This window comes from Oxalobacteraceae bacterium OTU3CAMAD1 (genome assembly GCA_024123915.1).
Classification (GTDB): Bacteria; Pseudomonadota; Gammaproteobacteria; order Burkholderiales; family Burkholderiaceae_D; genus Rugamonas.
The window spans coordinates 419,784-431,721 of the sequence record CP099650.1 but is presented as its reverse complement, the minus strand read 5'-3'; the positions used below and the strand labels follow the sequence as shown (position 1 = coordinate 431,721).

13 protein-coding genes are annotated in these 11,938 nt (G+C 60.2%); 6 read left to right on the top strand and 7 right to left on the bottom strand.

The window, feature by feature from the left end:
- Positions 1–157: 157 nt before the first annotated feature.
- Positions 158–613: an Lrp/AsnC ligand binding domain-containing protein gene (locus tag NHH88_01735; GenBank protein USX14546.1), complete on the top strand. Its 456-nt coding sequence runs from the start codon at positions 158–160 to the stop codon at positions 611–613.
- Positions 614–670: 57 nt separating this feature from the next.
- Positions 671–2,239 (top strand): methyl-accepting chemotaxis protein, encoded by a 1,569-nt coding sequence (locus NHH88_01730; GenBank protein USX14545.1) that lies wholly within the window; start codon positions 671–673, stop codon positions 2,237–2,239.
- Positions 2,240–2,355: 116 nt separating this feature from the next.
- Here the strand turns inward: NHH88_01730 and NHH88_01725 are convergent, their stop codons facing one another.
- Complete coding sequence (locus tag NHH88_01725) at positions 2,356–3,324, bottom strand: LysR family transcriptional regulator (GenBank protein ID USX14544.1); 969 nt, start codon at positions 3,322–3,324, stop codon at positions 2,356–2,358.
- A 171-nt stretch (positions 3,325–3,495) separates the two neighbouring features.
- On the opposite strand from NHH88_01725, the gene NHH88_01720 reads away from it, so the two are divergent.
- Positions 3,496–3,777 (top strand): hypothetical protein, encoded by a 282-nt coding sequence (locus NHH88_01720; GenBank protein ID USX14543.1) that lies wholly within the window; start codon positions 3,496–3,498, stop codon positions 3,775–3,777.
- Positions 3,778–3,876: 99 nt separating this feature from the next.
- Here NHH88_01720 and NHH88_01715 read toward each other — a convergent pair whose 3' ends face one another.
- From NHH88_01715 to NHH88_01695, 5 genes are all read right to left on the bottom strand, one after another.
- Positions 3,877–4,470 carry a chalcone isomerase family protein gene (locus NHH88_01715; protein USX14542.1) on the bottom strand — a complete coding sequence of 198 codons (594 nt, stop codon included), beginning with the start codon at positions 4,468–4,470 and terminating at the stop codon, positions 3,877–3,879.
- A gap of 5 nt (positions 4,471–4,475) precedes the next feature.
- Entirely contained in the window at positions 4,476–4,730 is a 255-nt protein-coding gene (locus tag NHH88_01710) for a YfhL family 4Fe-4S dicluster ferredoxin (GenBank protein USX14541.1), read from the bottom strand.
- A gap of 12 nt (positions 4,731–4,742) precedes the next feature.
- Entirely contained in the window at positions 4,743–5,234 is a 492-nt protein-coding gene (gene coaD / locus NHH88_01705) for a pantetheine-phosphate adenylyltransferase (GenBank protein ID USX14540.1), read from the bottom strand.
- Positions 5,235–5,341: 107 nt separating this feature from the next.
- On the bottom strand, positions 5,342–5,998 hold the full coding sequence (gene rsmD / locus NHH88_01700; GenBank protein USX14539.1) for a 16S rRNA (guanine(966)-N(2))-methyltransferase RsmD: 657 nt from the start codon (positions 5,996–5,998) through the stop codon (positions 5,342–5,344).
- 65 nt (positions 5,999–6,063) lie between these two features.
- Positions 6,064–6,894, bottom strand: a complete 831-nt coding sequence (locus NHH88_01695; protein USX14538.1) for a DUF6279 family lipoprotein — start codon at positions 6,892–6,894, stop codon at positions 6,064–6,066.
- Positions 6,895–6,987: 93 nt separating this feature from the next.
- On the opposite strand from NHH88_01695, the gene glmU reads away from it, so the two are divergent.
- Positions 6,988–8,352 carry a bifunctional UDP-N-acetylglucosamine diphosphorylase/glucosamine-1-phosphate N-acetyltransferase GlmU gene (gene glmU, locus NHH88_01690; GenBank protein USX14537.1) on the top strand — a complete coding sequence of 455 codons (1,365 nt, stop codon included), beginning with the start codon at positions 6,988–6,990 and terminating at the stop codon, positions 8,350–8,352.
- A 515-nt stretch (positions 8,353–8,867) separates the two neighbouring features.
- Here the strand turns inward: glmU and NHH88_01685 are convergent.
- Positions 8,868–9,320: an Lrp/AsnC family transcriptional regulator gene (locus NHH88_01685; GenBank protein ID USX14536.1), complete on the bottom strand. Its 453-nt coding sequence runs from the start codon at positions 9,318–9,320 to the stop codon at positions 8,868–8,870.
- Between the two features lie 140 nt (positions 9,321–9,460).
- On the opposite strand from NHH88_01685, the gene glmS reads away from it, so the two are divergent.
- Both glmS and NHH88_01675 read left to right on the top strand, forming a co-directional pair.
- The gene (gene glmS / locus NHH88_01680) at positions 9,461–11,290 is read left to right on the top strand and encodes a glutamine--fructose-6-phosphate transaminase (isomerizing) (GenBank protein USX14535.1); all 1,830 of its coding nucleotides are present in this window, start codon (positions 9,461–9,463) and stop codon (positions 11,288–11,290) included.
- A 305-nt stretch (positions 11,291–11,595) separates the two neighbouring features.
- Entirely contained in the window at positions 11,596–11,745 is a 150-nt protein-coding gene (locus NHH88_01675) for a hypothetical protein (GenBank protein USX14534.1), read from the top strand.
- Positions 11,746–11,938: the final 193 nt, after the last annotated feature.

The window sequence follows — 11,938 nt, the reverse complement described above, 5'->3', positions numbered from 1 at the left end:
AATTGAGGTTGAATCGTGGTCTCGAATCGTGAACTGCTGATGATTCGATTGTAAAGTGAATTCTTCTGGATTAATTCTGGTATTACAGGGGGCTAGCAATAGATTGTTTTTAGTGAGACAATTTAACCAAATAATATTTATTTGGGAGTCCCCGGAAATGTTAGACAAGATCAGCAAAAAAATCTTGATGGAGTTGCAGAGCGATGGTCGCATCAGCAACGTGGAGCTGGCGGCGCGGGTAAATCTGTCACCGGCCGCTTGCCTGGAGCGCGTGCGCAAGTTGCACGAGTCCGGCTACATCATGGGCTACACCGCGCAACTGAATCCCCAGCTGCTTGACGTTTCATTGCTCGTCTTCATCGAAGTCGTGCTCGATCGCACGACGCCCGAAGTGTTCGACGCCTTCAAACACAGCGTCCAGGTCATTCCGGAAGTGCTGGAATGCCACATGGTCGCCGGCGGTTTCGACTACCTGGTCAAAGCCCGGGTCAAGGACATGGCCGCCTACCGCGAATTCCTGGGTAAAACCCTGCTCCAAAAAGGTGTGCGGGAAACCCACACTTATGCCGTGATGGAAGAAGTCAAGAATACCACCAAGTTACCTATAAAGTAGTATGTAGGAAATAAATTAGTCGCTACGCACCATAGCGTCGGGTTCAACGGGGGACAAATGAAGCTTTTGCAGCATAAGTTGGTGCAACGTGGATTATGGTTGTTGGGCGCTACGGCTGGCGGGACTTGCTTGGCGTACTTGTTCAATCTGGCTGCGGGCGACAAAGCCTCGTTGATCTACACGGCGGCGCCGGCGGCGCTGGCCGGCGCGCTGATCTCCTGGTGGGCGGCGCGCCAGGACAACGACGAGGGCGGCGTGCGCCGCTTCGCCCAGACCGTCGGCGCTGAAATCGATGCCATCATGATCGGCGCGGCGGAAACCTCCTACTTCGTCGATTCCGTTAAGAAGAAGATCGAGCTCGATGTCGGCACCGCCGGCGGCATTGTCCAGAGCTCGGCGCAAAACGCCGCGACCACCGAGCGCATCGCCGCCAACGCCGAGCGCGCCGCCAAAATCGCCGCCCAGGTGCGTGGCGAGACCGTCGCCGGCCGCAGCGAGGCGGACAACGGCCTGCAACGCATCCGCACCGCGCGCCAGGACGCCCAGACGGCCGCGTCCGTCATGACCAGCCTCCAAACCAATTCCCGCAAGATCTACGGTTTCACCGAGGCGATCAGCGAGATTTCCGCCCGTACCAACCTGTTGGCGCTGAATGCCGCCATCGAGGCGGCGCGCGCCGGTGAACAGGGACGCGGTTTTGCCGTCGTCGCCAGCGAGGTGCGCCAGTTGGCGTTGCGCACCAAGGAAGCGACCGACGAGATCAGCACCATGGTGCGCGAGATCAACCAGCAAGCGGAACAAGCCGCCACCGGCATGACGTCGCTGGCGGTGCAGGTCAGCGAAGCGGCCGGCAATGTGGAGAAGGTGCACGGGTTGCTGGGCAATATCGAGCGTTCCTCCGGCGTCTCGGAAGACGAGATCGGCCAGATCGCCCGGGCGTCGCGCGAGCATGTCGCCACCACCGAGGAAATCGCGGCGGCGATCGCCAGCATCCGCGACAGTCTGTTATCCACGGAGAAGGAATTGCCGCGCGCCGCTAGTTCGGCGATGGCGCTGGCCGAGCGGGCCGAGGTCATCACGGGCGCGCTGGGCGAGTCGTCGATCGCCACGTCGCACGATGCGATCCGGCATGCCGCGCAGCAGGCGGCGCAGGAAGTGGGCAGGATTTTCGAAGCGGCGCTGTCGTCGGGCAAGATTACCCGGGATGCGTTGTTCGACCGGACTTATACGCCGATTCCGAATACCGATCCTCCCAAGCATAAGACGAGGTTCGATGATTTTACGGATCGCGTGCTGCCTTCATTGCAGGAGGCGCTGCTGGTGTCCATGCCGCAGCTGGCTTACGCGGGTGCTGTGGATAACAACGGCTATTTCCCCACCCACAACAAGAAGTTTTCGCAGCCGTTGACTGGGAATTATGACGTCGATATCGTCAACAATCGCACCAAGCGGATTTTCAGCGATCGCACGGGCAAGCGTTGCGGCTCGAACATCAAGCCGTTTTTGTTGCAGACGTATAAGCGCGATACGGGGGAAGTGATGCACGACCTGTCGGCGCCGATTTATGTCAACGGCAAGCATTGGGGTGGTTTCCGGATCGGATACCGCTCCAGCACCAAGCACTGATCGACTGGGCGGGTTAGCCGTGGATTGAGCCGCGCGGTAACCCCGAAAGGCGGGGTCGTACCCGCAGGGTACGACCCCTGTGCGCCGCCTTGCGGGTTAAACGCCCGAGCGAGCAATCAGGCGGTGTCTTTCTTCGGCGAGCTGCCCGGCGCGGTCCGCGCCGCCACCTGATTCATGCCTTCCAGATGCATACGCAGCCACTTGTGCGCCGGGCTGCGCGCATCGCGCTCGTGCCACAGCATGTCCAGGTGGACCGCCGGCAGCTGGAACGGCAATTCCTTGGCGATCAACGCGTCGGTCATGCCCGTCGAGGCGATCAAGTGACGCGGCAACACGGTGATCAGATCCGAGTTCGCCACCACCCTCCCCGCCGTGAAGAACTGGTTCACGGTCAGCAAAATCCGCCGCTCGCGCTGGATTTGCGCCAGCGCCTCGTCGACCAGACCATGCGCGCGGCCCGAGAAACTCACCAACAGGTGATTGGCCTTGCAATAGTTATCCAGGTTCAGCTCGACCTTGGCCAGCGGATGGTCGCGCCGCATCACGCAAACGTAATGTCCGGAATACAGTCGCTCATGGCGGATCGGCGAACCCGTCTCGTACGACAGCTGCGCCGCCACACCAGGGAAGAAGCCAACCGCCAGGTCGATATCGCCCCGCAGCAGCATCGGCCGCGGTTCGCGCGTGGTCAATGGCACCATGCGCACGTTCACGCCGGGCGCTTCCACTTCGATTGAACGCATCAGCGACGGCAGCCAGAAGGCGGCGGTGGCGTCGGCCATCGCCATGCGGAAGGTCGCGTGGGCGGCGGAAACGTCGAAGGTCTCCGGCGCCACGGCAGCCTCCAGGCTGGCCAGCGCGCTGCGCACGGACGGCCACAGCGATTCGGCGCGCGGCGTCGGCTTGACGCCGTAGGCGGTGCGTATCAGCAATTCGTCGCCCAGGCTCTCGCGCAGACGCTTGATCGCGTTCGAGACGGCGGGCTGGGTCATGGCCAGATGGCCGGCCGCGCGTGTCAGATTTTGTTCTGTCATCACGGCGTCGAAGACGCGTAACAAATTCAAGTCCAGCGTCAAAAAGCTCATGTTGGCTCAGGTAGTATGAAAATAGGATAAGACAGTATCGAGAAATACGGATTTCTCGTCAAGGATAAACTTCGCCATTCACCAAACGAATAATTGTTATCGTGGAAGTAAATTGGATACTTATGTTGCGCTGCACTATAGTTAACTTGATTCTAAATGCACCGGTCTATCATGTCTACCATCATCTCAGTACTGCAAGCTCTTTCGTTCATCACCGCTATACAGCTGGCGCTGGTCGCCGTTGTCACCGTGGGTCTGCTGGTTTTGTTCAAACCGCTGCTGCGCGGCGTCGCGCGCGCGGCCATGCTGATCGTAAAACCGAAGTTGACCAAGGAAGAACGCCTGCAACGCCGTCAGATGCGCGATGCGATGATGCTCAAGCGCATGCTCAACACCAGCGAATGCGGTGCGAGCCATGCCGCCGAGCTGCGCGCGATGGCTTCGCGCGCCTGATTTTCTAAACCCGCACGGCCAACCGGGGTCTGACCCCGTATGGGGTCAGACCCCTAAGCGGTAAGGCTAGCGTATCGCTAAAAGGATGCGGGTTTGGTTTTACCGCTCGCCCAGCAGGGCGGGTTTGAGCGAGCTGTCCACCGGCTTGTCGCCCAGCCAGATACGCAGCACGGCGTTATAGAACGCAACATCCGGCATCAACTCCCCCAACTTTTTACCGTTCAGATAGCACTGGGTGCCCTCGCCCGGTATCCAGTCGAGCAGCATCTGGTCGCCTTTTTTCAGCGTCTGGATCTGCGCGAACACTTCGCCGAACTTCATCGTCTGCGGCAGGATGCGGGTGCGTTCGATCTTGTCGGTGTTCGAACTCAAGCCTTCCATGAAGGACTTGCCGAAATCATCCGAGCTGACATCGCGCAGCATGACGATGCTGACGCGGCGCGGGCCGGTCGCGCCGAGCACGTCGGGGACGGTGGTTTTCTTTTCGGCCAGGTACAGACCGGCCGCATACACCTTGAAGATGACCTTGGTGCGCAGCCCGGCGCCGTTGAGCTTGAGCTCCTTGCCGGCCACGGTGGCGATGTCGTCGAACTTGGCGCCTGCCACCTCGACGGTCGCAAACGCGGGCAGCTGGACGCAGGCGGCCCCTACGGCGCCAGCCACCAAGCTCTTGATGAGTTGTCGGCGTCGCATGGCGATCAGGCCTTGGCGGCCTGCAGGTGCTCGTATTTGGCGCGCAGCTGCTCTTCGGTCTCGCGCCAGGCGGGATTGAAGGGGATGCAGCTGACCGGACAGACCTGCTGGCATTGCGGCTCATTGAAATGGCCGACGCACTCGGTGCACTTGTCCGGATTGATTTCGTAAATTTCCGCGCCCATGTAGATCGCGTCGTTCGGGCACTCGGGCTCGCACACGTCGCAATTGATACAGTCGTCGGTGATCATTAAGGCCATGACGGAACTCGCTTATTCGGTCTGGGTGGCTGCGATTTTCTTTTGCAGCCAGCGGTCGACCGATGGGAAAACAAACTTGGAGACATCTCCGCCCAGCACGGCGATTTCGCGCACGATGGTGCCGGAGATGAACTGGTACTGGTCGGACGGCGTCAGGAACAATGTTTCGACGTCCGGCAGCAGGTAGCGGTTCATGCCCGCCATTTGGAACTCGTACTCGAAGTCGGACACGGCGCGCAGGCCGCGAACGATGACGCGGGCGTCGTGCTCGCGCACGAAATCCTTCAACAGACCGGAAAAACTTTCCACTTTCACGTTCGGATAGTGGCCCAGCACTTCGTTGGCGATGGTCAGGCGTTCTTCCAGTGAAAAGAAAGGTTTCTTGTTCTTACTGTCGGCGACGCCGACCACCAGCGTGTCGAACAGACCCGATGCGCGACGCACCAGATCTTCATGACCACGGGTCAGCGGATCGAAAGTTCCTGGATAAACGGCTACTACCATTGCGGCTCCCTGCAGTGCACCAATATAGAACGCGCATTATGCCTGAAAAACGATGTTTGCCTTAATATCGGGCAGTTTGCACAGAATTGGTTGCAACTTAGTTGTTACTAAGCCACTAATGCCTTCAACTTGAGCAAATGGAAGAATACCATTCCCGCCTTGTCGGCGCGGATCACTTCCCATGGCGCCATCCAATCCGGCGTCGCGTCCGCTTCGAATTCCAGCGCCGCGCCGGACTCGGCGTAGACCAGGCCGCCCTCTTTCAAGATTCTTGTGCACTGCGGCAGGCAGCGCTCCAAAAACTCTTGCTGATACGGTGGATCGAGGAAAATCAGGTCGAATTTCTGGCCGCGCGCGGCGGCAGATTGCGCCACCGCCAATGCGTCGCCGCGCATGATCTGCACGTTGTCCGCCTTAAGCTTGGTCTTGATTTCGTCGAGCTGTCGCACGACTGGCACGTTGGAGTCGATCATCATGACCGACTTGGCGCCACGGCTGGCCGCCTCGAAGCCGAGCGCGCCGCTGCCGGCGAACAGATCCAGCACCTGCGCCTCGGCCCAGTTGGCGTCGCGCTGATGGTTGATCCAGTTGAACACCGTCTCGCGCACGCGGTCCGGCGTCGGCCGCAAACCCTGCGCGCTCAATACCGGCAGCGGAGTGCGTTTCCACGCCCCGCCGATGATGCGCACCTGGTTGCTGTGCTGGGGACCGTGGACCGGTACTTTTGCGGGTTTTGCGGCTTTGCTTGCTGGCTTCTTTGGCATGTGGCTGTGTTCTAAGTCATTGATTCAACAGGGGCCACTATACCATACGGGCTTGCTGGCGCTGGTCAGCGGGCCTCCGCCGCCAAGCTGCGGAAGTCGTCGATCCAGCCCTGCATGCGCTTCTGCGCGTGCGCCTTCTGTTCCGGCGTGGCGATCTTCACCACCGTCAAAATCAGCTGCAGGCTGCCCTGCTCGGAAGCCTCGAAGAACTGTTTGTGCTCCGAGTTGTCCAGACGGTTGAAGGAATCCTTGATCAGCGTGTTGATCAGCGGAATGGTCGCCTCCTTGCTCAACTTCTCCTGCTGCACTTTGCGCACCAGGGTCAGGATCGCGTTTTGACGGCGCTTGCGCTCGTTGAGCCAGATTTCGTTGTCCAGCGGCCGGGCATCGGAAGCCTTGCGGATCTCTTCTTCCTGCGTCTTCGAGAACTTGCCGAACCACAGCTCGAACTGCTCCATCGATTTTTTGTAGCGGAATTTTTGCTGGTCTTCCTTGCTGCCCTTCATGTTCTTCTTGCGGAAGTCGTCGAGGTTGGAGGCGAACTTCTTCTCCAGGTTCTCGATCTGGTCCGGCTCCAGCGAAGTGGCCAGGCCGGCCAGCTCCGGCGCCGCCTTCAGCAGCAGCTTCTGCGTGCGGTTTTTGATATCGTCGTAGTCGGCTTGCAGGTCGGCTGCGGTCAGGTTGCCGGCCAATTGCTTCTGTCCCGTTTGCAGGATCTGCACGTAGTCGTTCAACTGGGTCTTGCGGTGCCAGCTGAAAAGCTTGTCGATCTCCTTCTGCACCACGCCTTTTTGATCGGAGGTCAGATCGACGTAGCCGTCCAGCCACCAGTACAGCAAGGTGTCGCCATTGTTATAGGCCAGGCGCAGCGAACTACACGCGGCCAGCACGGTCATGAGCGCAATCAGGAAAAGGCGGCTTATCGTTCGGCTGCCGTTTTGGGACATGTTAGACTTTTGCATTTACTCACTCACTCTATCTGGCTTCTTATGAACGTCGTTATTCTCGCCGCAGGTATGGGCAAACGCATGCAATCCGCGCTGCCTAAGGTTTTGCATCCACTGGCCGGCAAGCCATTGCTCTCGCATGTGCTCGATACCGCGCGCAGCCTGTCTGCAAGCCGATTATGCGTTATTTACGGACATGGGGGCGCTGCCGTGCAGGAACTGCTGGCCAAGCAGCCGGAAAAGGTCGCCACCGCGCTGCAGGAGCCGCAGCTGGGCACCGGCCACGCCGTCATGCAGGCGCTGCCGGAGCTGGACGACAGCGTGCCGACCTTGATCCTGTACGGCGACGTGCCGCTGACCACGTCCGCCTCGCTGCAGGCGCTGGTGGACGTGGCCGGCAACGACAAGCTGGGCATCCTGACGGTCGAGCAGGACGACCCATTCGGCCTGGGCCGCATCGTCCGTGAGAATGGCGAAATCGTCCGCATCGTCGAGCAGAAGGATGCCACCGAGTTCGAGCGCGCCATCAAGGAAATCAACAGCGGCATCATGGTCGCGCCGACCGCGCACCTGAAACGCTGGCTGGGCGCGCTCAAGAACAACAACGCCCAGGGCGAGTACTACCTGACCGACATTGTCGCGCAAGCCGTGGCGGACGGCGTGCGGGTGGTCTCGGCGCAACCGTCGGCGCAATGGGAAGTGGCCGGCGTCAACAGCAAAGTGCAGCTGGCCGAGCTCGAGCGCATCCACCAGCGCAACATCGCCGTCAAGCTGCTGGAACAGGGCGTGACCTTGATGGACCCGGCGCGCATCGATGTGCGCGGTGAGCTGATCTGCGGCCGCGACGTCACCATCGACGTCGGCTGCGTATTCGAAGGCAAGGTCGAACTGGGCGACGGCGTGCGCGTCGCCGCCCACAACGTCATCGTCAACGCCCGCATCCTGGCCGGCGCCCAGATCAAGCCCTTCTGCCATATCGAAGAGGCGGTGGTGGGCGAAGTCTCGATCATCGGCCCATATGCGCGTTTGCGTCCGGGCACGGTGCTGGCCGAGGACGTCCACGTCGGCAACTTCGTCGAAATCAAGAACGGCCAGGTCGCCGCCCACAGCAAGGCCAACCACTTGGCCTACATCGGCGACGCCACCATCGGCTCGCGCGTCAACATCGGCGCCGGTACGATTACCTGTAACTATGACGGCGTGAACAAATCGCGCACCGTCATCGAAGACGACGCCTTCATCGGCAGCGACAGCCAGCTGATCGCCCCGGTCACGGTCGGCAAGGGCGCAACCCTGGGCGCAGGCACCACCCTGAGCAAGGATGCGCCCGCCGGCAAGCTGACGATTTCCCGTCCGCGCCAGGTCACGATCGACAACTGGAGCCGCCCGGTCAAAAAGCCAAAATGAGGTGTTGTGGATAAACGTGTGGACATCCACCAGAACAAGCCGGGATAACTATCCCGGCTTTTTTATTTGTGGATAAAGATGTGGAGAAGCCTGCTGATAAGCCCTGAAGAAGCCAGGTATAAGCAGGGGAAATCTGATGAACAACTTCGACCCGGTGAGCACCGACGATCCGCAAAGCCGCACTCCGTCGTGATATCGGCCATATTGTGGATAAGCCTGTGGGAAATCATGTGAGTAACGCAGGATAACTTTTAATTGTGGATAAGGCTGGGTATAAGCGGGTGAAAAGCCTCTGAACAAACTGTGCAAACTGCGGGAAAAGTCCAGCAGCCGATAATGACTTGTGAACAAACCTGTGCACAAATAAGGGATAAGCAGAGGATAAGGTAAGACACGTAGGGCGGATTAGGCGGAACGCCGTAATCGGCCAATGCGTGATCTGTCGAAACGCATACATTGGCGGATTACGCTGCGCTAATCCGCCCTACGTGTCTCCAGGGTGGCTCCAAATCCGCCTAAACCGCAATCCGCGTCTCAAACTTACTCCGAAACGTAGAAAAGTAAGCCTTCACGTTTCGCACGTTGGTCTGCGTCGCAAACAACCGATGCGCCAGCGCATGATAAGCAGGCATATCCGCCACCTGCACGATCAGCACGAAATCCGGCCCGGGCGCCACCCGATAACACTGCAGCACCGCATCCTCCCCCGCCACATGCGCCTCGAACTCCGCCATGCGCTCGGCCGCCTGCACATCCAGCGAAATCTCCACAATCGCCGTCAAGCTCGGCCCCACCTTCTCCGGCGCGACAATCGCCACCTGCCGCTGGATAACCCCGGTTTCCGTCAAATGCTTGACCCTGCGCAGACAAGTCGGCGGCGACACATGGACCGCCAGCGCCAGCTCGCTATTGGTTTGTGACGCATCAACCTGCAGCACATTGAGAATGCGACGATCTATCTCATCCATAAAATTTTCCCGCCTAAATGAAATAATATTTCACGATATCGAAGTGATGAAAGATTATTTCAGAAGCCGAGCCAATAAGAAAGCATATTTCACAGAGGCTGCTCTACGATGGCCTCCTAACTTAACAAAAGAGGTTTTCTATGTGCGGCATCGTCGGCGCGGTAGCGCAACGCAACATCACCCCGATCCTGATCGAAGGCCTCAAGCGCCTGGAATACCGCGGCTACGACTCCTGCGGCGTCGCCCTGCACGTCGACGGCCAACTGCAACGCTCGCGCAGCACCTCGCGCGTGGCCGACCTGGAAAAGCAGATCGACGAAGCGCACATGAAAGGCTTCACCGGCATCGCCCACACGCGCTGGGCCACGCACGGCGCGCCCGCCTCGCACAACGCCCACCCGCACTTCTCGCCATCGGCCGACCAGGCGCGCATCGCCCTGGTCCACAACGGCATCATTGAAAACCACGACGAACTGCGCGCCGAACTGACCGCGCTCGGCTACGTCTTCCAAAGCCAGACCGACACCGAAGTGATCGCCCACCTGGTCGACCACATGTACAACGGCGACCTGTTCGACACCGTCCAGCACGCCGTCAAACGCCTGCATGGCGCCTACGCCATCGCCGTCTTCAGCCGCGAAGAGCCGCACCGCGTAGTCGCCGCCCGCCAGGGCTCGCCGCTGATCGTCGGCATCGGCCAGGGCGAAAACTTCGTCGCCTCCGACGCCATGGCGCTGGCCGGCACCACCGACCAGATCATCTACCTGGAAGAAGGCGACGTGGTCGACCTGCAACTGGGCCGCACCTGGATCGTCGACGTCAACGGCAAGCCGGTGCAGCGCGAAGTCAAAACCGTGCTCGCGCACACCGGCGCGGCCGAGCTGGGTCCGTACCGTCACTACATGCAAAAGGAAATCTTCGAGCAGCCGCGCGTCATCGGCGACACGCTCGAAGGCGTCACCGGCATCATGCCGGAGCTCTTCGGCGACGGCGCCTACAACGTCTTCAAGCAGATCGACCGCGTGCTCATCCTCGCCTGCGGCACCAGCTACTACTCGGGCCTGACCGCCAAATACTGGATAGAATCCGTCGCCAAGATCCCGGTCAACGTCGAAATCGCCAGCGAATACCGCTACCGCGACAGCGTGCCGCATCCCAACACCCTGGTCGTCACCATCTCGCAAAGCGGCGAAACGGCCGACACCCTGGCCGCGCTCAAGCACGCGCGCAGCCTCGGCATGGAGCACACGCTGACCATCTGCAACGTCGCCACCAGCGCCATGGTGCGCGAATGCAAGCTGGCGTACATCACGCGTGCGGGCGTGGAAGTCGGCGTCGCCTCGACCAAGGCCTTCACGACCCAGCTGGCCGCGCTGTTCCTGCTGACGCTGTCGCTGGCGCAAATCAACGGCCGCCTCACCGACGAGGAGGAAGCGCGACATCTGAAAGCGATGCGCCATCTGCCGGTCGCCATCTCCGCCGTGCTGGCGCTGGAGCCGTTGATCATCGCCTGGGCCGACGATTTCGCGCGCAAGGAAAACGCGTTGTTCCTCGGTCGCGGCATGCACTACCCGATCGCGCTCGAAGGCGCTCTCAAGCTCAAGGAGATTTCGTATATCCACGCCGAGGCGTATCCAGCCGGGGAGTTGAAGCACGGCCCGCTGGCGCTGGTCACCGAGGAAATGCCGGTCGTCACCATCGCGCCGAACGACGCGCTGATTGAGAAGCTGAAATCGAACATGCAGGAAGTACGCGCGCGGGGTGGTCAGCTGTATGTGTTCGCCGACGTCGATTCGCGCATCACCTCGGGTGAAGGCATCCACGTGATCCGGTTGCCGGAGCACTATGGTTTGCTGTCGCCGATCCTGCACGTGGTGTCGTTGCAGCTGCTGGCGTACCACTCGGCGCTGGCGCGGGGCACGGATGTGGATAAGCCTAGGAATTTGGCTAAATCGGTCACGGTGGAATAAGCGCAGAGTCCGTGACATTAATATTTGTAGGCGGCTAATAGAAGCGCAAGTTCTGGCCGCCGTAATTGTCTTCGTTTGCGTGGTCAGATTTAGAACCGACCCTTATGCTGTTCGTTTGCTTATTGCCCTCTCGAATTGACCCTTCCTCCAGGCTCTCGCGGACGCCGCGACCCTGTCGTAAGGTCTCCCGAACCCCAATTTTTTAAAGACGCGGCACAGGATCTCCATGACCTCGTACTTGGCGGCGACTGCGGCGCAAAGTACTAAGATATCTCGCTCCGGTCACCTCGGCCTCAAGTTTGGGCATGGAGCGGCCTACAGGAGCTGCCTTCAGCGCCCGGTTCCCGGTCGTCTCGCCGGTCGGCATGCTGACGGATGGCCCGGGCAAGCCGGTGCCGCTGGTCGATGGTGGCTGCACGACGTCAGTGGTGCGACCACGCTCGAGCGTCACGTGACGGCGGCGACGTACTGGCGCCGCCGCCCAGCGCCGGTGCGCCGCCCTGCTTCCCACCCAGGCTGAGTTACCCTCTTGTTACTTGTGTTACGTGGCAAGCGCTATCTACCCTTGCTTGTATGCGGATGATCTTCCGCGTGCTCACGATCCGTGGCCAGGCCGGGATCGCCGATAAACCGATGACAAGGGGAGTA